This is a genomic window from Amycolatopsis keratiniphila (genome assembly GCF_000400635.2).
Taxonomy (GTDB): Bacteria; Actinomycetota; Actinomycetes; order Mycobacteriales; family Pseudonocardiaceae; genus Amycolatopsis; species Amycolatopsis keratiniphila.
This window is the reverse complement of the sequence record NC_021252.1, coordinates 2,198,412-2,224,549: the sequence shown is the minus strand read 5'-3', so window position 1 is coordinate 2,224,549 and position 26,138 is coordinate 2,198,412. Positions and strand designations below refer to the sequence as shown.

The window sequence follows — 26,138 nt, the reverse complement described above, 5'->3', positions numbered from 1 at the left end:
AGTTTGCGAAAGCACATACCGTTGGCCGTGTTCGGCCGCCCGGAAAAGCGGCCAGGGATTTAAGGAACGGGGATCACGACGCGGATGACACAGCCCGGCCGTCCTTCGGGGGTGACGACGGCGATGCTGCCGTCGTGCAGGTCCACCACCCACCGCGCGATCGCGAGCCCGAGGCCGGTGCCCCCGCCGCCCGCCCGTTCACCGCGGGTGAACCGCTCGAACACGCTGTCCCGCTCCCCCGGCGGGATGCCGGGGCCTTCGTCTTCGACCTCGATGACGACGTCGGCCTCACGGGCCTCCGCCCGCACCCGGACCTCTCCCCCGGCGGGTCCGTGCCGGACGGCGTTGTCGAGCAGGTTGACCACGACCTGGTAGAGCCGGCCGCGATCGGCGACGGCGGTCGCGCCGGGTGGCTGGACGTCGACGGAGAACCGCACGCCGCGACCGGTGACCCCCGCTTCGGTGGCGACCTCCTCCAGCAGCAGTTCGAGATCGAACTCCTCCAGCTGCAAGGGGAACGCGCCGGCGTCGATCCGCGAGAGATCCAGGAGTTCCGAGACCAGCCTGCCGAGGCGTTCGGTCTGCTGCAGCGCGGTCTTCAGCGTCGCCGGATCGGGTTGGGCGACCCCGTCGACCAGGTTCTCCAGCACCCCGTTCAGCGCGGTGATCGGGGTGCGGAGCTCGTGGGAGACGTTCGCGATCAGCTCGCGGCGGCGCTGGTCCGAGGCGTCCAGGTCGGCGGCCATCTGGTTGAAGGCGTGCGACAGCTCGCCGACCTCGTCGCGGGCGGTCGCGCGGACCCGCCGGGTGTAGTCGCCCTTGGCCATCGCGCGGGCGGCGGCGGTCATCTCCCGCAGCGGCCTGGTCATCCCGTGCGCCAGGATCTGCGAGGTGACCACGGCCAGCACCATGGCGGCGATCGTGGTCCGCGGCGGCAGCCAGCCGATCTGCCAGTTGAAGAAGGCGAACGCGATCCCGCCCGACGACACCAGCAGGATCGCGAGCTTGAGCTTGATCGAGCGGACCGGGTCGAGCGGTCTCGGGAGCGCGTCGACCACGCGGCCGAGCAGCGGGCGGAGCTTCACGATCCCACCTCCAGGGCGTACCCGACGCCGTGCACGGTGCGGATGAGGTCCGCGCCCAGTTTGCGGCGCAGCGCCTTGATGTGGCTGTCGACGGCGCGGGTGCCCGAACCGGTGCCCGCGACGTCCCAGTCCCAGACCTCGCTGAGCAGCCGTTCCCTGGGTTGCACCGCCCTCGGGCGTTTCGCGAAGTGGACGAGGAGGTCGAACTCGATCGGCGTCAGCTGGGCCTGGGTGCCCGCCCGCGTGACCCGCCGCTGGTCGACGTCGATTTCGAGGTCGCCGAGCACGATCTTCGTGCCCGTTTCCCCGCCGTCGGCGCGGGCGGACCGCTCGACGCGGCGCAGCAGCGCGTGCACCCGCGCCGAGAGCACCCGCATCGAGAACGGCTTGGTGAGGTAGTCGTCGGCGCCGACGCCGAGGCCGATCAGCATGTCCGTCTCGTCCGAGCGGGCGGTCAGCATCAGCACCGGGACCGGGCGCCGGGCCTGGATCCGGCGGCAGACCTCCAGCCCGTCGAAGCCCGGCAGCATCACGTCGAGCACCACCAGGTCCGGCTCGCGCTCGGCGTCGGCCTCGACGCCGGAAGGGCCGTCGTGCGCCAGGTCGACCGAGAATCCTTCGGCCCGCAAACGCGCGGCGATGCTCTCCGCGATGGTCACGTCGTCCTCGACGACCAGCACCCGGCGTCCTCCCAGTTCCATGGGGATGACTGTAGGCATCGGCCGTGGAGACCATCCGGGTGAGCTGTGGAGATCCTGTGGAGATGTTTCGGCCGGTTTGCCGGATTACTACGTCCGTGTGTGTGACGCACGTCATGCACCAGTGGCCTTCGAACGCAATCGACAGTCTGCGTTCCGACGCCATCAACAGTGAACAGTCTGCCAGTCCCACCCGCGCGGCGCGGGCGAGCACGATTCCGCAATGGAGCCGACGGCACGCGGTACGCAGCACGTGCATCCTGATGGCCGGGTGGAACTCGGCGAGGTCGAGTCCTTGAAGGACAGCCGCTTCTACAACGAAGAACTCGCCCCGGTCCCGGTCGAAAAGCGGACCTGGACCACGTACACCTACTTCGCGCTGTGGATGGGCATGGCGCACAACATCCCGTCCTACGCGCTCGCGGCCTCGCTGATCGCGCTCGGCATGGACTGGGTGCAGGCGCTGCTCACCATCACCATCGGCAACCTGATCGTGCTGATCCCGATGCTGCTCAACAGCCACGCCGGCACGAAGTACGGCATCCCGTTCCCGGTGTTCGCCCGCGCCTTCTTCGGGATGCGCGGCGCGAACCTGGCGGCGTTGCTGCGGGCGTTCATCGCGTGCGGCTGGTTCGGCATCCAGACCTGGGTCGGCGGCGAGGCGATCTACATCATCGTCGGGCGGCTGGCGGGTTCCGGATGGAAGGATTCCACCGTCGTCCTCGGCCAGCACTGGACGCTGTGGCTTTCGTTCGGCCTCTTCTGGCTGTTCCAGATGCTCATCATCTGGCGCGGCATGGAGGCGGTCCGCCGGTTCGAGAACTGGACGGCGCCGCTGGTGTCGGTCGGCTTCCTGATCCTGCTCGGCTACGTGCTGGTCAAGGCGGGCGGTCTCGGCCCGATCCTGTCCGAACCCGGGAAACTCGGCTGGGGGCCGGACTTCTGGAAGGTGTTCGCCCCGGCGCTGATGGCGATGATCGCGTTCTGGTCGACGCTTTCGCTGAACATGCCGGACTTCACCCGGTTCGGCGGCAGCCAGGGCAAGCAGGTCCGCGGCCAGATCCTCGGCCTGCCGACCACGATGACGTTCATCGCGATCGTGGCCATCCTGACCACCTCGGGCGGCAGCGTCCTCTACGGCGAGCAGATCTGGGACCCGGCGAAACTGGCCGACCGGTTCGATTCCCCGGTCGTGGTGGTGGTCGCGCTGATCGCGCTGGTGCTGGCGACCGTGTCGGCGAATCTCGCGGCCAACGTGGTCAGCCCGTCCTACGACTTCTCCAACGCCTTCCCGAAGAAGATCACCTTCGCGGTCGGCGGGCTGATCACGGGCATCATCGGCATCGTCATCCAGCCGTGGCGGCTCTACTCCGACCCGAACATCTACATCTTCGCGTGGCTCGGCTTCTACGGCGGCCTGCTCGGCGCCGTAGCCGGGGTGATGGTCGCCGGCTACTGGGTCGTCTACCGCACCAAGCTGCGCTTGCGGGATCTGTACACCGAACGCGGCGTCTACTGGTTCAACGGCGGCTGGAACTGGCGTGCGCTCGTCGCGACGCTGGTCGGCGCCGTCCTCTCGGTCGGCGGCGCGTACGGCGGGCCGTTCCCCGCCGACGGGCTGATCCCGTTCCTGAAACCCCTCTACGACTACAACTGGGTCGTCGGCCTGGCGGGCGCCTTCGTCGTCTACCTGCTGCTGTCCCTGCCCGAACGCAAGCGCACCACCGATATCGAGGAGGATGCAAGTGAGCGACGTGGTCCGAGCCGGATTGATCCAGCAGCGGTGGACGGGTGACAAGGAGTCCATGATCGCGAACGCGGTCGAAGCCATCGGCAAGGCCGCTTCGCAGGGCGCGCAGGTCGTCTGCCTGCAGGAGTTGTTCTACGGCCCGTATTTCTGCCAGGTGCAGGACACCGACTACTACTCCTACACCGAAGGCATCCCCGACGGGCCGACGACGAAGCTCATGCAGGAGGTCGCCGAACGCCACGGTGTCGTGCTGATCGTCCCGATGTACGAGGTCGAGCAGCCCGGCGTGTACTACAACACCGCCGCGGTGATCGACGCGGACGGCACCTACCTCGGCAAGCACCGCAAGAACCACATCCCGCAGGTGAAGGGCTTCTGGGAGAAGTTCTACTTCCGGCCCGGGAACATGGGTTACCCGGTGTTCGACACCGCAGTCGGCCGCATCGGCGTCTACATCTGTTACGAGCGGCACTTCCCGGAGGGCTGGCGCGCGCTGGGCCTGGCCGGGGCGAAGATCGTGTTCAACCCGTCGGCGACCAGCCGGGGCCTGTCGGAGTACCTGTGGCGGCTGGAGCAGCCGGCGGCCGCGGTCGCGAACGAGTACTACGTCGGCACGATCAACCGTGTCGGGGTGGAACCTTTGGGCGACAACGACTTCTACGGGCAGTCGTATTTCGCGGACCCGCGCGGCCAGCTCGTCGGCGAAGCCGCGTCCGACACCGAGGAGGAGATCGTCGTCCGCGATCTCGACATGGGCAAACTCGCCGAAGTGCGGGATCTGTGGGCCTTCTACCGGGACCGGCGTCCCGACAGCTACGGACCTCTCGCGGAGGCGTGATGACCACCCTCATCAGCGGCGGGCAGGTGCTGTCCACGATGGGCGCTTCGGCGGCGGACGTCCTCGTCGACGGCGAGACGATCTCGGCCGTCGGGGCCCCCGGCACGCTGGGGCCCGCCGACTCGGTGATCGACGCCACCGGGAAGTACGTCATGCCCGGCGGGATCGACGCGCACACCCATATGGAGATGCCGTTCGGCGGAACGCATTCCGTCGACACCTTCGGCACCGGGACGACGGCGGCGGCGTGGGGCGGGACGACCACGATCATCGACTTCGCCGTCCAGGCCAAGGGCACCTCACTGCTGTCCACCATGGACAAATGGCACGAGAAGGCCGACGGCAACTGCGCCATCGACTACGGCTTCCACATGATCGTCTCCGACGTCAACGACTCGTCGTTGAAGGAGATGCAGGCCTGTGTCGACGGCGGGGTCGGCAGCTTCAAGATGTTCATGGCCTATCCGGGGGTCTTCTACTCCACGGACGGCGAGATCCTGCTGGCCATGCAGAAGGCGCGCGAGATCGGCGCGACGATCATGATGCACGCGGAGAACGGCATCGCGATCGACCAGCTGGCCGCGCAGGCGTTCGCGGCCGGGAAGATCGACCCCGTGCAGCACGGCCTCACCCGGCCGCCGGAGCTGGAGGGCGAAGCGACCTCGCGCGCGATCCAGCTCGCGAAGGTGACCGGGGCGCCGCTGTACATCGTGCATCTCTCGGCGTCGCAGGCGCTCGCGGCGGTCGCGGAAGCACGGAACGAGGGGCAGAACGTCTTCGCGGAGACGTGTCCTCAGTATCTCTATCTGTCCATTGAGGACTTGGCGAAGCCCGATTTCGAGGGCTCGAAGTACGTCGCTTCTCCCCCGCTGCGGGAGAAGTCGCATCAGGCGGATCTGTGGCGAGGCCTGCGCACCAACGACCTCTCGGTGGTGTCGACGGATCACTGTCCGTTCTGTTTCAAGGACCAGAAGGAACTCGGCCGCGGCGACTTCCGCGCGATCCCCAACGGGATCCCCGGCGTCGAGCACCGGATGGACCTGCTGCACCAAGGGGTCGTGGCGGGCGAGCTCACCCTCGGCCGCTGGGTCGAGACCTGCTCGACCACCCCGGCGCGCATGTTCGGGCTGTACCCGCGCAAGGGCGTGATCGCGGCGGGTTCGGACGCGGACATCGTCGTCTACGACCCGGCGGCGAAGCAGACCCTCTCGGTCGAGACGCATCACATGAACGTGGACTACTCGGCCTACGAGGGCATGGAGATCACCGGCAAGGTCGACACGGTGCTCTCACGCGGGCGTGTGGTGGTGTCGCCGTCCGGCTTCTCGGGCAGTACGACGCACGGGAAATTCCTCTCGCGCGACCTGAACCAGTACCTGAACTGAGGCGGTGGCCGGATGGATTTCGGGATTGTTCTCCAGACCGATCCGCCCGCACGTGACCTCGTGCGGCTGATGAAGGCGGCGGAGGACCAGGGTTTCCGCTACGGCTGGACGTTCGACTCGTGCGTGCTGTGGCAGGAACCGTTCGTCATCTACTCGCAGATCCTCGCGGCGACGTCGTCGATGATCGTGGGTCCGATGGTGACCAGCCCGGCCACCCGGGACTGGTCGGTGATGGCGTCGACCTTCGCCACGCTCAACGACATGTACGGCAACCGGACGGTGTGCGGGATCGGCCGCGGCGACTCGGCGCACCGGGTGGTCGGTATGCCACCGTCCACTTTGGCCACTGTGCGGGAGTGCATGCACGTGGTCAAGGAACTGGCCGAGGGACGCGAAGTCCTGTTGCGGGACAAGCCGGTGCAGATCCCGTGGATCCGCAACGGCAGGCTCGAGATGTGGATGGCGGGATACGGGCCCAAGGCGCTGAAGACGGTCGGCGAGCACGCCGACGGCTTCATCCTGCAGTGCGCCGATCCCGCGATCGCCCGGTGGACCATCGGTTCCGTCCGCGAGGCCGCTCGCGCGGCGGGGCGGGATCCGGCCGGGATCACGATCTGCCTCGCGGCCCCGGCGTACGTCGGCGACGATCTGGCGCATCAGCGGGAGCAGCTGCGCTGGTTCGGCGGGATGGTCGGCAACCATGTCGCGGATCTCGTGGCGCGGTACGGCGATTCCGGGCCGGTGCCGCACGAGCTGACCGACTACATCCGTGAGCGGCAGGGTTACGACTACGCGCACCACGGGCGGGCCGGGAATCCGTCGACCGATTTCGTCCCGGACGAGATCGTGGACCGGTTCTGCCTGCTCGGGCCGTCTTCGGCGCACGTCGAGCGGCTGGAGGAGCTGGCTTCGCTGGGAGTCGACCAGTTCTCGCTCTACCTCATGCACGACCAGCGCGAGGAAACCCTCAAGCGCTACGGCTCGGAGGTCATCAACCGCTGACACCCGCATTTCGTCCTCTGAATGCGGGAGAACGCATTCAGAGGACGAAATGCGTGGGGGTCAGGCGCCGAACCAGGTGGCGAGGGATTCGCGCAGGCCGTCGGCGTCGTCGCCGGCCCAGGCGACGTAGCCGTCCGGGCGGATCAGGAGGACGTCGGCGGGCCTGTCCTCGGCCTTCGCGGTGTGGACGTCGGCCCGGCCCTGCGCGAGATCACGCAGGTCGGGCCGTCCCGCGAGGTCGAGCAGCACCGGCCGCGCCCCACGCAGCAGCTCGGCGACGCTGGTCGCCCCGTCGTCGGTCTCCAGCGCGAGGTCCGGGACGAACCTGCCGGCGAGCGCGTGCGGGGTACCCGGCATCGGGTAGCGCGTGTCGGTCCCGGCGACGTGGGAGGCCAGCCGTCGCGCGGCCGACTCGTCGTCCAGCAGTTCCTGGAAGACCGCGCGGAGCGCCTCGGCGGCTTCGTCATGCCCGCGCCGCAGCCCCACCTGCGCCCGGGACTGCAACAGCGCACGCGCACCGGCGGCGTGCCGTTCCGCGTGATAGGTGTCCAGCAGTCCTTCCGGCGCCCGGCCCTGGATCTCGGCGGCCAGTTTCCAGGCGAGGTTGACCGAGTCGGACATGCCGACGTTGATCGCCGTGCCGGTGGAGGGCAGCAGGTGCGCGGCGTCGCCCGCCAGCAGGATCCGGCCTTCGCGATAGCGCTCTGCCTGGCGGGCGGAGAACTGGTAGCGCGAGAGCCGGACCGGTTCGCCCAGCGGGACGTCGCCGCCGAGCACGCGGCGGATGCTGTCCCCGAGTTCGGTCAGGGTCATCGGCACGTCGTCGTCGATCTCGCCGGGATCGTCCTCCGTGGTCTGGATGAACACGATCCCCGGCGTCAGCGAACCGAGCGCGAACACGCCGGTGCCGGTGCGGGTGAAGCCCGCCTTGATCCGGCCCAGCTCCGGGGTTTCGATGTCGCCGTTGTCGTGCACGGTCAGCCCCTCGGGGATCTTGACCTGCCCGATCCGGTTCACCTCCGGATAGGTGGTGCCGGGGAATCCGATCCCCGCCATCGACCGGACGGGGCTGCGCCCACCGTCGCACCCCACCAGATACGGGGCGGTGACCTCGTACGTCCCGTCCGGGCCGCGCACCTCGGCGGTCACCGACACGTCGTCCTGGCGCACCCCGGCGACCTCGTGCCCGCGACGCACTTCCGCGCCGAGCTCCGTGGCGTGCTCCTCCAGCAGCCGCTCCAGCGACTGCTGCCGGACCGAAAGCGCCTTCAGCGGCGGCTCGCCGAACCGCGTGAGGTCGACGTGGACCCCACCGAAGGGGAAACGGTGCGGCGGCACGGGATCGGTGACGAGCCCCCGCACCTTCTCCAGCAGGCCGCGATGATGCAGCAGGTCCAGGATCTGCCCGCTGAGGCCGTGGGCCTTCGGAGTCTTCCCCTGTTCCGGCCGCCGTTCCAGGACCAGCGGGCGCGCACCGGCCAGCCGCAGTTCGGCGGCCAGCATCAGACCGGTCGGGCCGGCACCCACGATGATCACGTCGACGTCCGTCAAATCTTCACTCCTGTTCGGCCTGTTCTGGCTACGGCCGAGGATTCTGCGGTATCACCGGGGTCTTGCCGCAAGCCCCCCGGTGCGCTATATGTTGAACGTGGAGGGGCTTACCCCACCATTTTTCCGGGTGCGCGCACCAGGGATCGCGCGTCCGCGAGGCGAGACGCTGGCCCGGTGACCAGAATCCGCGTCGCCGCCGCGCTCACACTTTCCGCACTCGCCGCCCTCACGATCACGCCCGCGGTTTCGGCCGCGCCGAAGGGCCTCACCTGGGGCCCTTGCCCGGCCGGATCGCCACCGGGCTACGACTGCGCCGAGATCGAGGTCCCCTTGTCCTATCAGGATCCTGGCGGACCGCGGATCACGATCGCGCTCGGCCGTCTCCCCGCGACGGACCAGAAGCACAAACGCGGCACCCTCTTCACCAACCCCGGCGGCCCCGGGAACCAGGGCCGCTTCAGCAGATTCCAGACCCCGTCCCTGCACCGGCAGTTCGACATCGTCGGCTTCGACCCGCGCGGTATCGGGGCCAGCACACCGGTCCGCTGCTTCACGTCCGACGCCGAAACGGAGCCGCTCAAACGCATCCTGGGCACCTTCCCGATCACCCCCGAACAGGAGGCCCGGCATTTCGCCGACGCCCGCGAGGTCACCGCCTCCTGCGGCCGCAACGCCGGGCCACTGCTGAACCACCTGTCGACCGCGAACGTCGCCAGGGACCTCGACAGGATGCGCCAAGCCGTCGGCGAGCCCCGCCTGCGTTACTACGGGCTTTCCTACGGCACCTACGTCGGCGAGGTGTACGCCAACCTGTTCCCGCATCGGGTCGGCGCCTTGGCACTGGACGCCGTCGACGATCCGATCGCCTGGTCCACCGGACACCGCCCGGAGGACGCGAACGTTCCGTTCAGCACCAGGCTCGGCGGTTTCCGCGACGCCGACCGTGCGCTACAGGCCTTCCTCGACACGTGCGCGGCCGACACCCGGTGCGCGTTCCGTGAGCCGGGGACGGATCTGCGGGCCAAGTACGACGCGCTCCTCGACCGGCTCGAAACCACGCCGGGACCGGTCACCTATCAGGAGGTCGTCCGGCGCACCCACCACGCGCTGACCGACGAGGCCCACTCGCCCGCGCTGGCGCAGTTCCTCCAGTCGGTGACGAAACCCGTCGCGGCGAAGGCCATCGCGACGCCGTTCGATTCCGCGATGGGTGGCGGCGGGACGATCTGCGCGGACACCACGAATCCGCGTGACCCGGCCGCCTGGCCCCGTGCCGCCCGCGCGGCCGACCGTGAGGGCCGCGGTTTCGGTTCGTACGACACGTATCTCTCCCTGCCCTGCGCCTTTTGGCCCGCTACCGACGAGGCGCGGTACACAGGACCGTGGAACCGGCCGACCGCGCCGATCCTGTTGCTGGCCAACGGCAAGGGCGACCCGGAAACCCCGTACGCCGGGGCGAAGCGCACCGAACGCATCCTCGGCAACGCCCGGCTCCTGACGCTGGACGCCTGGGGGCACGGCGCGCTGAACCGCAGCGCGTGTGTCGACGCGGCCGTCGATGCGTACCTGTCCCACGGACGTCTTCCGGCACGCGGCACCGTCTGCGCCCCGGATCACGCGCCTTTCGACGTCAGGTAGGCCAGGGTTGGTTTGGGGCGGGTCTTGATCCCAAGTGGTGAAGGTTGCCGCAGGTCAAGCGCTCGGTTGCCCTGGCCAACGGGGCGAATCATGCTCAAGCGTCCACTGTGGACACATTTCGATAACTACATGTCCGATTAATGGCGAAACAGGCGATTCCGCCGAGGGGTCGTGAGTGGCAATGGTCGTTCTAACCCTCATTGCCACTCACGACCCCCTGGGGCGAAAGTGGTCAGCCAGGCGGACACCATGATCCGCACCTATCCGCGGCGCCCCCTCAGTCGAGCAAGGCCTGATACACCAAGTTCCTCAATTCGACACGGATCGGGTAGGTCGACGACGGCAGCAACTGGGTGAAGAACAGGACCGTGATGTCCTCGTCCGGATCGACCCAGAACGCGGTGCTCGCCGCGCCGCCCCAGGCGAACTCCCCGGCGCTGGCGAGCGTCTTGGCCTTCACCGGGTCGTCGAGTACGGAAAAGCCCAGCCCGAAGCCGAAACCGTCGTACGGCGCCTCGGAGAACCCGGTCCGTCCGCAGGTCTCCAGATCCACGCCGCCGGGCAGGTGGTTGGTCGCCATGAGCCGGAGCGTGCGCGGACCGAGCAGGCGGACGCCGTCGAGCTCGCCGCCGCGCACCAGCATCTGGGCGAACCGGTGGAAGTCACCGGCCGTGGAGACCAGCCCACCACCGCCCGAAAAGCACGTGGGCGTGACACGGCCGACGGCGCCCATCTCGTCGTGACGGAACGGCGCCTTCGTCACCGGATGCGGCACGTAGAGCGCGGCCAGCCGGTCGAGGGCGCCGGGGTCGGCTTGGAAACCCGTGTCGTGCATGCCGAGCGGGGTGAAGATCCGCTCGGCGAAGAAGATGTCGAGGGGTTGCCCGGAGACGACCTCGACGAGCCTGCCGAGGATGTCCGTCGCGACCGAATAGTTCCATTCCGAACCCGGCTGGAACAGCAACGGCAGCCGCGCGATCGCCTCGGAGACACCCGCCAGGTCGAGCCCGGGCGCGGTGCCGAAATCGAAGCCCGCCTCACGGTAGAGCGCGTCGACCGGATGCGTGCGATGGAACCCGTAGGTGAGCCCCGCGGTGTGGGTGAGCAGATGCCAGACCCGGATCGGTTCGGCGGCGGGCACGGTCGCCTGCTTCACCGACGAACCGGCCGCGTAGACCCGCGGCTCCGAGAACTCCGGCAGCCAGCGGGAGATCGGATCCTTGAGGTCGACGAGCCCCTGTTCGACGAGCATCATCGCGGCGACCGACGTGACCGGCTTGGTCATCGAGTAGATGCGCCAGATCGTGTCGGTCTCTACCGGCAGCCCGGCTTCGATGTCGCGCTGCCCGTTCGCCGCGAGATGCGCGACCTTCCCGTTCCTGGTCACCACGGCCAGGTACCCGGGGAGCCGGTTCCGGTCCAGGTACCCGTCGAAGTGCCGGTCGATCCGTCGCAGCCGCTCCGCGTCGAAACCCACCTCGGCCGGGTCGACGTCCACCTTCAGCTCGATCATGCGACCGAGGCTACGCGTTCCGTTCGGCCTGTTTCTCCAGTCGCCACGCCTCGTCGGTCTTCCCGATCCGCCAGTATCCGGAAATCGACAGCAGGTCGCGCCGCATGCCCCGGTCGTCCAGCAGATGACGCCGCAGGTCCCGGACGAACCCGGCCTCGCCGTGGACGAAGGCCTGCACGACACCTTCGCGCCACTCGAGCGCGCGGACGGCGGTGGCGAGATCGTCGCCCCGGCTCCGGTGCAGCCAGGTGATCCGCGCGTCGCCCTTGGTGGTCAGCGACTGCTCTTCGGCGGAATCCTCGACGAGGATGAACGCGTGCACGGGAACACCCGCCGGCATCGCCTCGAGCGAGGCGGCGATCGCCGGCAGGGCGCTCTCGTCACCGGCGAGCAGATGCCAGTCCGCCTCCTCACCCGGCGCGTACGCCCCGCCGGGCCCGGAGATCAGCAGCTCGTCGCCGGGTTTCGCGGCGGCGGCCCACGGTCCGGCGACCCCCTCGTCGCCGTGGTGGACGAAGTCGAGCACCAGTTCGCCGAGGTTCGCGTCGAAAGCGCGGACGGTGTAGGAGCGCATCCGCGGCCACTGCTCGCGCGGCAGCTCCTCGCGGATCCGCGCCAGGTCGAACGGCTCGGGGTAGGTGACGCCGGGCACCCGGAAGTGCACCTTGACGTAGGCGTCGGTGAAGTCGTTGGGCCGGAACGAACCGATCTCCTCGCCCCCGGCGACGATCCGGACCATGTGCGGGGTGATCCGCTCGGTGCGCAGTACCCGCAACCGGGTCGTCGACACCGCTCTCCGCGCCTCGGCCATCCACACTCCCTCTTTGTGACTTAGGTGAACCTAACCGAGCGTACGCCTCTCCCCGCCCATCGGGACACCGGCGGCCGGATCACTCACCCTGGTGTTCTGGAAGGACGCGACCCGCCAGCCGCCGGACTCCTCGACGAGGACGTACGTCAGCGTCGATTCCCGGCCCGGCCCGGGTTCGCCGCCCGAGAGGGAAGACCCGCCGCCGGACACGACGATCGCGACGTCCGGCCGGACGAACCGGACCTTGGGTTCCCCGCCGCCCGAGACCAGTTTCGACCCGCGGAGCGGCCCCTCGAACAGGGCACGGTGCGCGCTTTCGATGGTCGCGCGGCCCGGCATGTTCATCCCGAAGAAGGTCACGTAGTCGGCGTCTTCGGTGAAGTGCGAGGCGTACGCGGCCGCGTCGCCCGCGTTCCAGGCGTCGGCGAGCTCGCCCAGCACGGCCAGCACTTCGTTCTGTCGATCGGTCATGACTTCCTCCGGTTAGACGAACGCTGTTCGCGTCAAGTAGAGTTCCCGGCGAACCCCGGATCAGGAGGCGAACGAAGTGAGCAGGCCCCGGCGTCGCGCCGAGAAACCCGTGCTGTCCCAGGAGCTTGTGGTGAAGACGGCACTGGACCTCCTCGCCCGCGAAGGGCTGGAGGCGGTGAGCATGCGGTGTGTGGCCAAGGCGCTGGAGACCGGCCCGGCGTCGCTCTACGCCCATGTCGCGAACAAGGAAGAGCTCCACGAGCTGATGGTCGACCACGTGCTCGCCTTCGGCCCGTTCCCCGAACCCGATCCGGATCGCTGGGTCGAGCAGGCGAAGGATCTGCTGCGCGACAACGTGCGCGCGCTGACTTCGGTCCCCGGGATCGCCAAGATCGCGTGGGCCATCCCCGTCCCGGTCGGCGCGAACGCCCTGCAGCAGGCCGAAGCGATGCTCGCGGTCCTGCGCGCCGGCGGCCTCGACCTCAAGCGGGCGCTGTTCGCCGCCGACGCTTTATGGCTCTACGCCAAGGCTTTCGCCTACGAAGGCGCCGGCTGGCAACACGGCGACATCGACCTCGCCGAGCAGGAACAGCGCGGCAGGCGGATGGTCGAGTACATGACGTCGTTCCCGCCCGGCGCCTTCCCGAACCTGCTGGGCGCGGGCGAGTACTTCACCGCGGAGACCGCGCAGGAGCGGTTCGAGTTCGCCATCGACCTCTTCCTGCGCGGCTTGGCCTCCGCGCCTCGGGAGGCTTAGAGCAGCGCGACCGCGGCCGCGTACTGCGGCACCAGATGCGCCCCGAGCGAGGCCTTCATCTCGGACATCTTCTTGCCGAACACCACCTGCGGCCGCCCGGCCCCGATCGCCCAGCGCACCACTTCGCCGTAGAAGTGGAAGTACAGATTGGGCCGCCCGCCGAGTTCCGGCGGCAGCGCCGCCCAGTGCCGTGCGACCGGCAGCGCCGGGTGGTCGAGCAGGGTCGCGATGGCGATCGCGCGGCCGGTGGCGGTCTCGCGGTACTCGATGACGTGTACGTCCGGCTGCCGCAGCAGCGCGCCGACGTAACCGACGAACGCCGGCAGCGGCACGATCGGCACATCGTGGTGTTTGGTCTCGTTGTACCGCAACAGTTCCGCGATCTCGACCGGATCGGCCTCGGCCCCCGGCCGCACGCGCACCGCGAGCGACGGATCGGCCTCGAAGGTGCGGAAGATCTTGCGCAGGTTCTGTTTGCGCTTCCTGGCCAGCGAGTGCATCCAGTCGTCCCGGCTCGAGAACGGCGAGACGTCGAGGACGGCCACGTCCTCCGTCCGGCGCACCATCTTCAGCCCGCGGACACTGTCCACTCCGGACTCCCCGACCTGGCGCACCAGCAGAGCGCGCAGGCCGAGCCCGAGTTCCGCGCGCATGGCGGGGACGAAGGTGTCCAGCAGTCTGCCGACGCCGCCGTCGCCGTCCTCGCCGTCGAACCACCAGCCCGGCATCGCCCCCGCGCCCGGGGAGCGGACGTCGAGCCCGCCGAGCCGCCCCCGTCCCGCCGTGCGGGCGAACCGGTGCCGCCGGGTGAGTCCGGTGACCCACGCGGAGCTGACCACGCCCCGCGGTTCGCCGTCTTCGAGCAGGACCGTGACCGGCTGTTCGGTGCGCACCGCCCACGCCTGGGTGGTGAGCACCTCCCAGCTCCAGTCCGCGCGCAGTCCCGCCTTGCCCCGCAACGCTTTCCAGTACGCGGGTTCCGGGTCGCGGCGGGGGTCCAGCACCTCGGTCACCATCGCGTCACCGGTCTCGGCACGATGACCCCGAGCAGCGGGACTGGCTGGAAACCGAGCGTCGCCTTCAGGTCGGTCAGGCCACGGCCCATCGACAGGGACTTCCGGTTGCCCTCGATCATGTAGCGCACGTTCCGGACGACGGCCTCGAAGTAGAGGTGCTTCGGCCGTCCCTCCTCCGGGGCGAGCGCGGCCCAATGCTGGTGCAGCGGCGCGACGGGGTGGTCGAGCACGTTGGTGAACGCGAGCAGCCTGCCCTCGCCGTCGTGGTAGGTCGAAGTGATCACGTCCGGCCTGCGCACGAGTTCGCCGAGGTATTCGGCGGTGACCGGACCGCGCCGGTCGAACTTCACCGGTCCCATCCGCTCGCGATGCTCCCGCAGCAGGGTCGCCAGTTCCAGCGCGTCGAGGTCGGTGCGGGCGGCTTCGGTGCGGACGATCACGTCCGGGTCGGCGGCGATCTTCTTCGACTGGCCGCGCAGGCTCAGCCGCCTGCTCCGGCGCAGCGACGCGAGCCAGCCGTCGACGTCGACGAACCGGTTCTCCAGCACCGATGTGGGCATCGTGTCGCGAACGAGTCTGCCCCGTCCGGTCAGCATGGCGAGCGACTCCGGCTCGACGGTCCGGTAGAGCACGCCGACGCACCCGGGTCCGGTGAAGCGGCAGACGGCCCGCTCGAACCGGCGCATGATCTCGCGCCGGTCGGCCGCGTCGAGGCCGTCGGCGAACAACCACGGCGGGTATCCGGAAAGCCACGCGTGCTGCACCTCGACCCAGCGCGGACCCAGCCGGGCCATGCCGCGCACGGCACCGGGGCCGTCCGGGGAGATCGGGGCGCACAGCATCGCCAGCACCGCGGCGACGATCTCGCCGCCGTCGCTGATCACGGTGAGCACGTTGGGGCTGCGCGAAAACCGGGACTCCACCCGCAGCAACCCGTAGTCCCACGGGACCGGGGCCTGCTGCGCGGCGAGGAGTCCCGCCCAGCCCCCGGGTTCCGGGTCGGTCCGCGGGTCGAGTACCCGCACTTCCCAGGTCATCGGCCCAGCACCGGTCTCGGTACGGCGACCGACACCAGGGACCTGGTGCCGAAGCCGAGCGGGGTCTTGTTCTCCAGCATCGCCCGGCCCGCGGTCAGTTCGGGGCGCCGATGCGTGATCATGTGCTCCACTCCCCTGGCGTAGAAGTCGACATAGAGGCCTTTCCGTCCGCCTGCCGCGCTCGGCAGCGCGGCCCATTGATGCAGCGCGCATCCGTCGTCGGCGTCGAACACCGTGCCGAAGCCCAGCAGCCGCCCGGATCCGTCCCGGTAGGTTCGGGTGAGGACGTCCGGGCGGCGGATCAACGCGTCCAGATAGGACGGTGCGATCGGGCTCCGGGTGTCCATGTGCAGCCCACCGAACCGCGACCGCTGCCCGCCCGCCCAGGCCCGGTCGTCCTGCCTGCTCCGGTGGGCGTTGAGCAGCACGGCGAGCTCGTGGCAGTCCAGATCCCGGCGGGCGGTGGCCGCCTCGGTGCGCAGGTCCCCGTCTGCCCGCAGTTCGTGCAGTGTCTTCCGGGTCTCGTCGCCGAGTGCCCGTTCCCAATCGTCCACAGTGGAATACTCGTTGGACAGCACGGCGGCCGGGTCGATCTCCCGGGACATCCGGCCTCGGCCTTCCAGCGCCGGGAGGAGCTCCGGGTTCATCGCGCGGTAGATGAGGCCCAGCAGTCCCGGGCCGAGGTGGGCGCACAGTGCCTGTTCGAACCGGCGGACCACTTGCCGCCGCTCGGCCTCGTCGAGCCGCTCGTCGAGCACACCGGCGGGATAGCCGCTGAGCTGCCAGAGGTAGGCCTCGGCCCAGCGAGGACGGAACCGTCCGCCGAAGACGGACAACGGCGCGAAGTCCCCCGCCCGCCAGCTTCGGCACACCATCACGGTGAACGCACCGACGATCGTCCCGTTCCGGCGGAGCACCGCGAGCACCGCGGGATTCTTCGCCATCCAGGCTTCCCGGCGCAGGACGTCGTACTCCCAGACCGGCCACAACTTCGCCCGCCGCCGGAAGCCACTCCAGCCTTCGGGTTCGGCCGCGGTCCTCGGATCGAGCACGTCGACCTCGAACACGGTGCTTCTCGCCGCCACCTTCGTCGTCCCCATCACGTGAGCACGACCGGCGTCCCGTGTCGCGGGCACGGCGCGATCTCACCGCGGACGCCACCGGCCGGGAGCACGTCCACGAACCGCGGGGAATCCTGGCGCAGCAGGGTGAACGCGAGTCCGCCCGTCGTCGGGCGCGCGTAGACACGGGGCCAGTCGAGGTGCCAGCGGCCGCATTCCTCGATCGCGCCCAGGTAACCCAGCGCCGGATCGTGGAGCACCCCGTACGGGCCGGAGTCCATTGTGTCCAGTTCCCGTCGCGGTACGGATTCGACCCGGTACGCACGGTCTTCGGGCAAGGCCGCGGCGAAGACGGCCAGCTGCTTGTCGTCGCCGACCGCGAGCACGCGACGGCCGCGGCGCAGCGCGGAGGACAGTTCGGCCAGCACACTGGGCCCCGGGACGTCGGGATCCACCACACAGCACCGGACCCCGCGCGGCAGGTCCGACGGTGGCCGCACCCCGTCCCCGCCGAGCACGACGACCAGTGCGTCCCCGCTCACCGAACGTGCCTTACGCAGCACGGGACCCAGGCCCCGGCTCGGCTCGATCCGTTGCGCGCCACCGGCGAGCGGGACCAGGTCGACGATCTTGTGCACCGCCTCGGCCAGTGGCGCCGCGCCGGAATCCGTCCCGGTGCGCCCCGGCACCAGCACGGGATCCGTTCTGCCGTCGAGAGCCCAGCGTTCCCGGTAGAACGGCACCGTCGCGAAGGCCGACCGCACGGACCGCCGATAGGCAGCCCGCCAGGCAGCACTCACCCCCACAGTCCACATGGCGCGCAAGCCTGCGTCATCGACGCCGGTTTGGGAATACCCCGCGCCGGGTTCATCCGGTTTTCGGCCGACTTCCCACCTTTTCGACTGAGCTGAAAGGACGAACTTGCGGATTCCGCTAGCGGGAACAAAGCGAGTCTGCCTATAACACGGGAACTTTCGAGCCGGCACGACCTGCCGGACACCTGGGGCCAAGGGGACTCATGAACCGTGAAAACACAACGCGTGACGCTACGAACACATTAGCGTACTCACCGCAGGGATTCGACAGATGAGCTGGTCGACCCCCGGCCCTGCGGAAAGTGGACTCACCGTAGTCGTCCCGTGCTTCAACGAAGTCGACAACGTCGAGCCGTCGTACCAGGAGATCGTCGCCGAGTTGGGGAATCTCCCACTCGAACTGCTCTATGTGGACGATGGCAGCACCGACGGGACGCTGGACGTCATCCGCGCGCTGGCGCACACCGACCCCCGGGTCCGATACCTGTCCTTCACCCGGAACTACGGGTTCGAAGCGGCTTTTTCCGCCGGTTATCGGTACGCGGGAAAACCCTGGTTACTGCACATGGACGCCGATCAACAGTTCCCGGCGTCCGAGGTGGAGAAATTGATCATCGCGGCCGAGGCGGGCAACGACGCCGTTTTCGGTGTTCGCACCAATAGGCAAGACCCCTTACTAAGACGCTGGGGTACCGCCGCCTTCCATTTCCTCGGCCGGCGCGTCCTGCGCATCGAGATCCCGCCCGGCGCGACGGCGTTCCGCCTGGTGCGCACGGAGCTCGCGCGCAAGATCGTCGATCTCCGGCTGGGCACCCCGTACTTCCTCGCCACCGTGCCGAGGCTGACCAGCCGCTACACCACCGTCCACGTGGCACATCGGGCCCGCGAACGCGGCGAGTCCAAAGTGGGCTTCGGTTTCCTTTCCTCGCACGCCATCGAGTTGTTCGTCGGCTTCACCCGGCGGCTGACGACGATGGCTTCGACCACGGCGGTGCTGACCGCGGTGATCTCGGTGCTCGCCGGGATCGCGGCCGCCACCGGGCTTCTCGGGCTGACCGCCGCGTCGACGCTGACGTTCGTCATGTTCTCCGTGCTGCTGACCGTGCTCGCGTTGTCCGTCCGCTACCTGGTCGTGGTCGGCGCGGGGCAGGCGCGGCCACGGCAGTTCTACATCAGGGAAGCCAACTTCCCGGTCGACGAGGACGACCGGCTCTACGCCTCGGCCATGGCCGAGATCCATCCTGGGGAAAGGCAAGCGGGAGTGAAGAACACCGAAGACACGGCGGTGGTACGGAGCCTGGTGATCCTGGGCGGCGCCGACGGTTCGGTCAGCACGTACCACCGGGCACGGGAGCTCGGTTTCCGCACCATCTGCGTGGATGTCCGCGCGAGCGCGCCCGCGGTGGCGCTGGCCGACGAGTTCGTCCAGGTCAGCGTCCGCGCGCCGGAACAGATCGCGGCGGCGCTCGACGGGCGGGACGACATCGCCGGGGTGCTCTGCCCGGCCAGCGACGTCGGGCTGCCCGCGCTCGCCTGGCTCACCCGGCACTGGAACCTGCCCGACCCGTTGCCCGAGGCCGCCGTCGCCGCGTCCGTCGACAAGTCGGTCTTCCGTGAACTCTGCGACAGGCTGCGTCTGCCGACCTATCGCAGCGTCGGCGGGAAGCCCGGCCCGGACCTCGCGCTCGCCGCGCAGCAGCTGCGGTTCCCGACGCTGGTGAAACCGGTCGACTCCTCCGGGAGCCGAGGTGTCATCTCGTGCGCGAGCCCCGGCGGTCTCACCACCGCGTTCTCCGACTCCCTCGCGTTCTCGCCGTCCGGCAAGCTGGTCGTCGAGGAGCACCTCGACGGCTCGCACTACACGATCGAAGCACTCGCGGTCGACGGCCGGATCGTGTTCCACGCGGTCACCCGGCGCACGCTGACGCCGCCGCCGTTCTTCGTGACGGCGTCGCATCTGCTGCCCGCCGGGTTGCCGCCGGTGGTCGACCGCGCGCTGCCGGTGATGCTGACCGCGTTGTGCGCCGAACTCGGCTACCGCACCGGGCCGCTCACCCTCGACGCCGTCCTCGGCCGGGACGGGAAGTTCTACCTGATCGAGATGGGCGCCCGAATGGGCGGGAACGGCCTCGCCGAAGCGATCGAGCACAGCACCGGCGTCGATCTGATCGCCGCCGGGATCGCCGCCGCGACCGGCGACGAGGTCGTGCTGTCCCCGCGCGACCCGCGGCCGACGCTCATCCACATCCTCGCCTCCGACCGCGGCGGCCGGATCGTGCGCATCGAAGGCGTCGACGAGGTCCGCGCCATGCCCGCGGTGCACAACCTGGAACTGTTCGCGGAAGAGGACTCCTACGTCAAACCGTATGAGCAGGCCGGCTACAAGATGGGCTACGCCGTGCTTTCGGCGCCGACGGTGCCCGACGTGCTCGCGGCGGAGGACGAATTGCGCGGCACGCTGAAGTTCCTGCTCGACGAGCAGGGTGCGGCGGTACCGCTCCCTTGACCGGCACTTCGCTCACCGGCGCCGGCACCGCCTCGATCGCGGCGCCGAAGCCGTCGATGATGCTCCGGCTGCTCGCCGGTCGCGGCGTGTTCCGGCTGGCGATCCAGGCGATGGGCCTGGTGCTGGTCACCGCCTGGGGCGCGCACGACTACGGCCGGTTCGCCACCGCGCTCGGGCTGATGACGTGGCTCAACTTCGTGCCGTCGGCGGCGGAGAAGTCGGCGTTGAAGTGCTTGCCGCGCTTGAGGATGACGCGGGACGCGGTCGCGGCGCTGGCCGTCCGCGTCGCCGTCGTCCCGGTGCTGGTGGTAGTGGCGGCGATGGCCGTCGCGCTGCTCGTGGCGCCGGACTCGGACGCCGCGCTGTACCTGACGGCCGCGGGCTGGTCGATCTCCGGCGGTCTGCTGATGACCGTCTCTGGCCTGCACCGCTTCACCGGTAAGTCCACTTTGGATGCTTTGGCGTTCACCGCGGGCGCGCTGGTGGTCGGCGCGGTGACGGTGGGCACCTGGTTCATCCGCTGGTCGCCGTTGACGCATCTCGGCCTGCTGCTCGGCGGGATCCTGCTCATCCTCGGCTTCTCCGCGGCGCTGCTGCCGAGGAAGTGGCTGCGGGTGGAAAGGATCGACGGGCACCGGCTCCTACCCGCCTTCGGCCGGACCACCGTGCTGCTCGGGATGACCGAGGTGCTGGACGTCCTCGCGACGTCGACGGTGTTCGGTGTGCTGGCACTGACCGGGCGGACCGTCGACAGTGGACCGTTCTACGTCGCCTTGCTGGCCAGTAGTGCGTTCTGCTCGCTGCTGTTCTATCAGCTCCGGGTGCACCAGCCGGCGATTTCGGCGCGGCTGCGCGGTGGCGGGGCGGCGGCGGGCCGGGCTCGCGCGGTCGACCTGCTGAAACTGGTCGAACGGGGTGCGCTCGCGTTCCTCGTCTTGGTGGGGGCCGCCCTCGCGATCCCGGCGGCCCGCGCGGTGCTGACCGCCGAAGACACCGCCGGCGCGTACGTCGTCCTCGGCGTCTTCGTCCTGGCTGAAACGGTGTTGTTCGCCGTCCAGCTCTACGCGGGTTTCCTGATCGAGAACACCAACAGCAAGGTCCTCACGCTCACGGCGTCGGCCTCGATCGCCGGGCTGATCGCGACTCCGGCGGCCGCCGCCGCGCTCGTCCCGGCGATGGGGCAGGTCGGCGGATTCGCCGCCCTCGTCGTCGGCATCGGCGTCCGGGCCACCGTCCTCCGGCGGCTGCTGCGCCGCCACCACCCCGAACTCTGAACGTCCGCACTGGAGAAGGAACATGTACGTACTGGGAATCAGCAGGGTCCACGACTCGGCGGCCGCGCTGGTGCGCGACGGCGAGATCATCGCGTTCGCCGAAGAAGAACGCTTCACCCGCAAGAAGCACGACGGGGACTTCCCCGCCGAGGCGATCAAGTTCTGCCTGGAACGCGGCGGGATCACCCTCGCCGACGTCGACCACGTCGCCTACTACTGGCAGCGCTGGCGCGAAGGCATCCACGCGGCGAAGGTGTTCGCGAAGTACTTCCCGGGAACGTTGGAGGTGTTCCGCAACCAGAACGGCGACGAGGGCGGCTCGTCGGCGGGCATGGTGGAGACGTTCAAGACCGGTGGCGGCAAAGGGGTCGACGACTACCACGTCGGCGGCGCGGTGCTCGCGCACATCAAGCGGTCCTTCACCCTCGAACGCGACGTGAAGGAGGCCGTGGGCTGGACCGGCCCGACGAAGTTCAAGACGCATCTGGTCGACCACCACAAGGCGCACGCCGCCAGCGGCTACTTCATCTCGCCGTGGGAAGAGTCGGCGGTGCTCACCTTCGACGGCATCGGCAGCGACGGCACCGCGACCTATCTGGGCCACGGCAAGGGAAACCGGATCATCGACATCCGGCGGATCAAGTTCCCGCACTCGCTCGGCGCGATGTACGCGGGCGTCACCGGTTATCTGGGCTTCTACCCCACCCGTGACGAGGGCAAGATCATGGGGCTGGCGCCGCTCGGCAACGACACCTACGTCGACGCGTTCAAGCAGCTGATCCACCTGGACGACGACGGCGGGTACGAGCTCGAACTGAGCTTTTTCGGCCATCACCGCACCGGCAAGCACGTGATGTCGAAGAAGTTCACCGATCTGTTCGGCCCGGCACGGCCCAAGACCCGGGTCACCGCGGAGAACCCGGTGCCGCAGCACTACTGCGACATCGCCTACGCCCTGCAGGTCACCCTGGAGGAGGCCGGGCTGCACATCGCGCGCTGGCTGCAGCGCGAGACCGGATCGCGGCGGCTGTCCGTCGCGGGCGGGGTCGCGCTGAACAGCGTGATGAACGGCCGGATCCTGCTGGAGACCCCGTTCGAGGACTTCTTCGCCCAGCCCGCGGCCGCCGACGACGGCTGCGCGCTCGGTTCGGCGCTGGAGGTGTCGGTCGGCAAGTACGGCAAGCCGCGTCCTCGCGACGGCTACACCTACACCGGCCCGGACTACACCGAGGCGGAGATGGAGCTCGCGCTGCAGGACGCCGGGGTCCGCTACACCAAGGTCGACGACATCGCCGCGCACACGGCGAAGAAGATCTCCGAGGGCAAGATCATCGGCTGGGTGCAGGGCCGGATGGAGTGCGGGCCGCGCGCGCTCGGCAACCGCTCGCTGGTGGCCGACCCGCGCGACCCCGACTCGAAGACGCGGATGAACGAGAAGGTCAAGCACCGTGAGGCGTTCCGGCCGTTCGCGCCGTCGTGCCTGGCGGAACGCGCGGGCGACTGGTTCGTCAGCGACTACCCGTCGCCGGTCATGCTGCTGGTGTTCGACGTCCTGCCGGACAAACGCGACGTGGTCCCGGCCATCACCCACGTCGACGGGACCGCCCGCGTGCAGACGGTGACCGAGACGGACAACCCGCTGTACTACCGGATGATCAGCGAGTTCGAGAAGCTCACCGGCGTGCCGATGGTGGTCAACACCTCGTTCAACGACAACAACGAACCGATCGTCGCCAGCCCGGCCGACGCGGTCGCCTGCTATCTGAAGACCGACGTCGACGCCCTCGCCCTCGGGCCGTTCTGGGCAGAGAAGGACGACCTGTGACCGCCACCCTGCCCGAAACGGACGGCTGGATCCCCGCGCTCTACCGGCGGCGCAAATGGCTGTGGCTGGTGGCCGCCGTCCCGGCCGTGGTGACCACGCTGCTGATCATGGTGATCCTGCCGCCGGACCAGACGCTGGACAACGTCGCGGACTGGGCGTTCAAGCTGTGCCCGTTCGTCTTCGCTGTCGCCACGGTGGCGCTGTTCCCCCGCACCAAATGGGGTCCGGCGCTGATCGTGCTCGCCGTGTTCGTCTACATGTCCTATTTGGACACCGAGCTGATCATGCGGATCCAGGCGTTCGCCAGGAACGCCGCCACCGACGACGACGCCTTCCAGCCGGTGTACCAGTTCGAGCTGTTCATCGTGACGTTCATCGTCCTGTTCGGGCTGATGGCGTACCGGCTGGGCGGCGGCCGGACGGCGAACGTGCTCAAGACCGGGGTCGCGGCGATCCTCGTGGTGATCTCGGGTGCGAACGACCTGACGTTCTGGGCGCTCAACGACGTCTGGGCCGCCGGGACGAAACCGACCGAGCTCAAATGGGCTTCGCATATGATCGTGTTCCTCGGCGGGCCGCCGAGCGTGCCGGTCGCGGTGCTGTTCATGCTGGTGCACCTGGCGCTGGCGGCGGTCGTGGTGGCGCTTCCGGTGGGCCGGTGGGTCGACCGCAGCTTGTTCGTCAGGTCAAAGCGAGCGTGAAAATACCTGCCGTGCGTGGGCTGAAGGCTCCCTTCGTCGCGTCTGATGCGGCGAAAGGAGCCATCGCACCGGGCGATCAGCCGGCCTTCGGGCCTACCCCTCGCCGAACAGGGCGAACTCGACGTGTGGAGGGCGCTGAAAAGGAGCGCCGGTTGCGGCGTTCGATGACAGCGGACGCTCTCCGTCCCGAATCCTCCCCGCTCGCCGACGTCGGCTCCACCACGGCGACAGGACGGCGTCTGGCTCAGGTGAGCCGTCGCACCAGGCCGTCGGCCAGCAACCGGCCCCGGTCGGTCAGCACCGCCCGGCCCTGACCGTCCAAAGCGGACTGTTCCAGCAATCCCTCGGCGGCGGCGGCGCGGGCTTCGGCCCGGCCGTCGTCGTCGAGCGCGTCGAGCGGAAGTCCTTCGGACAGCCGGAGTTCCAGCATCACGCGTTCCAGATGCCGGTCCTCGTCGGTCAGCAGTTCGCGGCCGGCGGCAGGCGACTCCCCGGCCGCGAGGGACGCGGCGTAGCGGGCCGGATGCTTGACGTTCCACCAGCGCACGCCGCCGACGTGGCTGTGCGCGCCCGGCCCGGCACCCCACCAGTCCCCGCCGCGCCAGTACCCGATGTTGTGCCGGCAGCGGGCCTCCTCCGAGGTCGCCCAGTTGGACACCTCGTACCAGCGCAACCCCGCCGAGGCGAGGACGCGGTCGATCATCTCGTAGTCGGCGGCCAGTACGTCGTCGTCCGGGGCGGGCAGTTCGCCGCGGCGGATGCGGCGGGCGAGCGCGGTGCCCTCCTCGACGATCAGCGCGTACGCCGAAACGTGGTCGACACCGGCGGCCAGCACCGCGTCCAGCGACGCCTGGAGATCCTCGGTCCGCTCCCCCGGCGTGCCGTAGATGACGTCGAGGTTGACGTGGTCGAATCCGGCGGCGCGCGCCTCCTCGGCGGCCGCGACCGGACGGCCCGCGGTGTGCACCCGGTCGAGGATCTTCAGCACGTGCTGCGCGGCCGACTGCATGCCGAGCGAGATCCGGTTGTATCCGGCGTCGCGGATGCCCGCGAAGAACTCGGACGACGTGGACTCCGGATTGGACTCGGTCGTCACCTCCGCGCCCGGCGCGAGCCCGAAGGTCTCACGAACGGCGTCGAGAACGCTTCGGAGCCCGTCGGCGCCGAGCAGGGACGGGGTGCCGCCGCCGACGAAGACGGTGTCGACCGCGGGCGGCGCCTTCAGCACGCGCGCGGCCAGGTCGAACTCGCGCTTGAGGCCTTCGAGCCACGACTGCGGCGACGAACCGCTGTCCAGCTCTCCGGCGGTGTAGGTGTTGAAGTCGCAGTAGCCGCACCGGGTCGCGCAGAACGGGACGTGCACGTAGACGCCGAACGGTCGCGTGCCGAGCCCTTCCAGCGCGCTCTCGGGGAGCGCGGATTCGACGGGCGTGGTGGTTTCGGGCAGCAACGCGGGCACACCCCAGTGTCCCCCACGCCGTGAAGGCCTCCTTCCCGGGGGAAAGAGGCCTTCACGGAACGCGTCATCGGTCGGCGATGCGCACCTTGACCGAGGTCGAACGGGTGCCGTCGTCGAAGCGCACCCAGACGAGGATCTCCATGTTCAGCGAGTAGTCGTTGACCACGTGGTCGACCGACCAGTCGCCCTGCTCGTCCACGACGGCATCGCGGCTCATGGCGACCTCGACCAGCACGGTATGGGCCAGATGTCCCCGGACGCCCGGCGAACAGCCGACCGCCTCGAACCGGTACGAGTCGCCCTTGTGCAGTACCGCCCCTTCCTCGGGCGAGACCAGCCTGCAGCCCTGCTGAGCCCCGGAAGCGGTACCCGGGATCAGCAGGGACGCCAGCACCATCGCGGCGACCACCCATCGGCGCATGCGCAACTCCTCCGTCCTCTGTGGATCGGAGACCGAAGCTAGCGGCGACGGCGGCCCCGCGCGGCCTCACTCACCCGAAGCGGTACTACGCCAACCCGTTAGCGGCCAGCCACTCCGCGGACGGCGGGATGGCCTCGATGATGTCGATCAGGAAGCCGTTCAGGTCCTCGATGTAGAAGTGCCGCTGGCCGAACTCCTCGTCCACGAGTTCCGTCACGATCTTGACCCCCTCCTCGCGCAGCCTTTCGTACTCGGCCGCAGCGTCGGCGACCATGAGGCCGACCATCGACCCGGCGGGCTCCTGCGCCCGCCAAGGCTCCGGCGTGGACTCGTGCCCGCGCTTCACGAAGCTCATCTCATAGCCCGGCACTCCGACGTTGAGGCTGGAGAACCAGTCCAGCTCGATCGTCACCGTCAGCTGCAGGTGCCGCTTCCACCAGGCGGTGGTCTCGGCGATGTCCTCGACGACCACGCAGGCGCCGAAACCGTTGAGTTGCATCTGGTGTTCCTCCCAGGTTGAACCA

Annotated in this window: 23 protein-coding genes; 10 read left to right on the top strand and 13 right to left on the bottom strand. The window is 69.2% G+C overall.

Annotation, left to right across the window (positions count from 1 at the left end; translation table 11 throughout):
- Positions 1-59: 59 nt before the first annotated feature.
- The gene (locus AORI_RS51330; protein WP_016332449.1) at positions 60-1,085 is read right to left on the bottom strand and encodes a HAMP domain-containing sensor histidine kinase; all 1,026 of its coding nucleotides are present in this window, start codon (positions 1,083-1,085) and stop codon (positions 60-62) included.
- Positions 1,082-1,765, bottom strand: a complete 684-nt coding sequence (locus tag AORI_RS51325) for a response regulator transcription factor (RefSeq protein WP_016332448.1) — start codon at positions 1,763-1,765, stop codon at positions 1,082-1,084. The genes AORI_RS51330 and AORI_RS51325 overlap by 4 nt, the downstream gene beginning before the upstream one ends.
- A 241-nt stretch (positions 1,766-2,006) precedes the next feature.
- On the opposite strand from AORI_RS51325, the gene AORI_RS51320 reads away from it, so the two are divergent.
- From AORI_RS51320 to AORI_RS51305, 4 genes are read left to right on the top strand one after another with little or no spacing between them, the layout of a single operon-like run.
- Positions 2,007-3,578, top strand: a complete 1,572-nt coding sequence (locus AORI_RS51320) for an NCS1 family nucleobase:cation symporter-1 (RefSeq protein ID WP_016332447.1) — start codon at positions 2,007-2,009, stop codon at positions 3,576-3,578.
- Complete coding sequence (locus tag AORI_RS51315) at positions 3,529-4,371, top strand: nitrilase-related carbon-nitrogen hydrolase (RefSeq protein WP_016332446.1); 843 nt, start codon at positions 3,529-3,531, stop codon at positions 4,369-4,371. Before AORI_RS51320 ends, AORI_RS51315 begins: the two co-directional genes overlap by 50 nt.
- Positions 4,371-5,756 carry a dihydropyrimidinase gene (hydA, locus tag AORI_RS51310; RefSeq protein WP_016332445.1) on the top strand — a complete coding sequence of 462 codons (1,386 nt, stop codon included), beginning with the start codon at positions 4,371-4,373 and terminating at the stop codon, positions 5,754-5,756. The genes AORI_RS51315 and hydA overlap by 1 nt, the downstream gene beginning before the upstream one ends.
- Before the next feature lie 12 nt (positions 5,757-5,768).
- On the top strand, positions 5,769-6,758 hold the full coding sequence (locus AORI_RS51305; protein ID WP_016332444.1) for a TIGR03842 family LLM class F420-dependent oxidoreductase: 990 nt from the start codon (positions 5,769-5,771) through the stop codon (positions 6,756-6,758).
- A 60-nt stretch (positions 6,759-6,818) separates the two neighbouring features.
- Here the strand turns inward: AORI_RS51305 and AORI_RS51300 are convergent, their stop codons facing one another.
- Positions 6,819-8,309 carry an FAD-dependent monooxygenase gene (locus tag AORI_RS51300; protein WP_016332443.1) on the bottom strand — a complete coding sequence of 497 codons (1,491 nt, stop codon included), beginning with the start codon at positions 8,307-8,309 and terminating at the stop codon, positions 6,819-6,821.
- 174 nt (positions 8,310-8,483) lie between these two features.
- Here AORI_RS51300 and AORI_RS51295 point away from each other — a divergent pair, with 174 nt between their 5' ends.
- Positions 8,484-9,947 carry an alpha/beta hydrolase gene (locus AORI_RS51295; RefSeq protein ID WP_016332442.1) on the top strand — a complete coding sequence of 488 codons (1,464 nt, stop codon included), beginning with the start codon at positions 8,484-8,486 and terminating at the stop codon, positions 9,945-9,947.
- A 277-nt stretch (positions 9,948-10,224) separates the two neighbouring features.
- On the opposite strand, the gene AORI_RS51290 is transcribed toward AORI_RS51295, so the two are convergent.
- The 3 genes from AORI_RS51290 to AORI_RS51280 are packed head-to-tail and all read right to left on the bottom strand — an operon-like array spanning position 10,225 to position 12,742.
- Positions 10,225-11,460, bottom strand: coding sequence for a serine hydrolase domain-containing protein (locus tag AORI_RS51290; RefSeq protein WP_016332441.1), 1,236 nt, complete (start codon positions 11,458-11,460; stop codon positions 10,225-10,227).
- Positions 11,461-11,470: 10 nt separating this feature from the next.
- Positions 11,471-12,271, bottom strand: a complete 801-nt coding sequence (locus AORI_RS51285) for a siderophore-interacting protein (RefSeq protein ID WP_016332440.1) — start codon at positions 12,269-12,271, stop codon at positions 11,471-11,473.
- Positions 12,272-12,301: 30 nt separating this feature from the next.
- Entirely contained in the window at positions 12,302-12,742 is a 441-nt protein-coding gene (locus tag AORI_RS51280; RefSeq protein WP_016332439.1) for an SgcJ/EcaC family oxidoreductase, read from the bottom strand.
- Between the two features lie 76 nt (positions 12,743-12,818).
- Here AORI_RS51280 and AORI_RS51275 point away from each other — a divergent pair, with 76 nt between their 5' ends.
- Positions 12,819-13,499, top strand: a complete 681-nt coding sequence (locus AORI_RS51275; protein WP_016332438.1) for a TetR/AcrR family transcriptional regulator — start codon at positions 12,819-12,821, stop codon at positions 13,497-13,499.
- Here AORI_RS51275 and AORI_RS51270 read toward each other — a convergent pair.
- Genes AORI_RS51270 through AORI_RS51255 form a run of 4 tightly spaced genes read right to left on the bottom strand, consistent with a single transcriptional unit; the run spans position 13,496 to position 17,377 of the window.
- Entirely contained in the window at positions 13,496-14,515 is a 1,020-nt protein-coding gene (locus AORI_RS51270; protein WP_016332437.1) for a hypothetical protein, read from the bottom strand. The two genes, AORI_RS51275 and AORI_RS51270, sit on opposite strands and share 4 nt — an antisense overlap.
- The gene (locus AORI_RS51265) at positions 14,509-15,552 is read right to left on the bottom strand and encodes a hypothetical protein (protein WP_016332436.1); all 1,044 of its coding nucleotides are present in this window, start codon (positions 15,550-15,552) and stop codon (positions 14,509-14,511) included. The genes AORI_RS51270 and AORI_RS51265 overlap by 7 nt, the downstream gene beginning before the upstream one ends.
- Positions 15,549-16,652, bottom strand: a complete 1,104-nt coding sequence (locus AORI_RS51260; RefSeq protein WP_043847980.1) for a hypothetical protein — start codon at positions 16,650-16,652, stop codon at positions 15,549-15,551. The genes AORI_RS51265 and AORI_RS51260 overlap by 4 nt, the downstream gene beginning before the upstream one ends.
- On the bottom strand, positions 16,652-17,377 hold the full coding sequence (locus tag AORI_RS51255) for a hypothetical protein (RefSeq protein ID WP_016332434.1): 726 nt from the start codon (positions 17,375-17,377) through the stop codon (positions 16,652-16,654). Before AORI_RS51255 ends, AORI_RS51260 begins: the two co-directional genes overlap by 1 nt.
- 322 nt (positions 17,378-17,699) lie before the next feature.
- Here AORI_RS51255 and AORI_RS84710 point away from each other — a divergent pair, with 322 nt between their 5' ends.
- From AORI_RS84710 to AORI_RS51235, 4 genes are read left to right on the top strand one after another with little or no spacing between them, the layout of a single operon-like run.
- Entirely contained in the window at positions 17,700-19,934 is a 2,235-nt protein-coding gene (locus AORI_RS84710; RefSeq protein ID WP_016332433.1) for a glycosyltransferase, read from the top strand.
- Positions 19,931-21,208 carry a hypothetical protein gene (locus tag AORI_RS51245; protein ID WP_016332432.1) on the top strand — a complete coding sequence of 426 codons (1,278 nt, stop codon included), beginning with the start codon at positions 19,931-19,933 and terminating at the stop codon, positions 21,206-21,208. The genes AORI_RS84710 and AORI_RS51245 overlap by 4 nt, the downstream gene beginning before the upstream one ends.
- Positions 21,209-21,230: 22 nt before the next feature.
- Positions 21,231-23,033, top strand: a complete 1,803-nt coding sequence (locus AORI_RS51240) for a carbamoyltransferase family protein (protein ID WP_016332431.1) — start codon at positions 21,231-21,233, stop codon at positions 23,031-23,033.
- Positions 23,030-23,734, top strand: a complete 705-nt coding sequence (locus AORI_RS51235; protein ID WP_016332430.1) for a hypothetical protein — start codon at positions 23,030-23,032, stop codon at positions 23,732-23,734. Before AORI_RS51240 ends, AORI_RS51235 begins: the two co-directional genes overlap by 4 nt.
- Positions 23,735-23,978: 244 nt before the next feature.
- On the opposite strand, the gene hemW is transcribed toward AORI_RS51235, so the two are convergent.
- The 3 genes from hemW to AORI_RS51220 all read right to left on the bottom strand — a co-directional run bounded on the left by hemW (position 23,979) and on the right by AORI_RS51220 (position 26,113).
- The gene (gene hemW, locus AORI_RS51230) at positions 23,979-25,193 is read right to left on the bottom strand and encodes a radical SAM family heme chaperone HemW (protein ID WP_016332429.1); all 1,215 of its coding nucleotides are present in this window, start codon (positions 25,191-25,193) and stop codon (positions 23,979-23,981) included.
- Between the two features lie 64 nt (positions 25,194-25,257).
- Positions 25,258-25,614 (bottom strand): hypothetical protein, encoded by a 357-nt coding sequence (locus AORI_RS51225; protein ID WP_016332428.1) that lies wholly within the window; start codon positions 25,612-25,614, stop codon positions 25,258-25,260.
- An 85-nt stretch (positions 25,615-25,699) separates the two neighbouring features.
- Positions 25,700-26,113 carry a VOC family protein gene (locus tag AORI_RS51220; protein ID WP_016332427.1) on the bottom strand — a complete coding sequence of 138 codons (414 nt, stop codon included), beginning with the start codon at positions 26,111-26,113 and terminating at the stop codon, positions 25,700-25,702.
- Between the last annotated feature and the right edge of the window lie 25 nt (positions 26,114-26,138).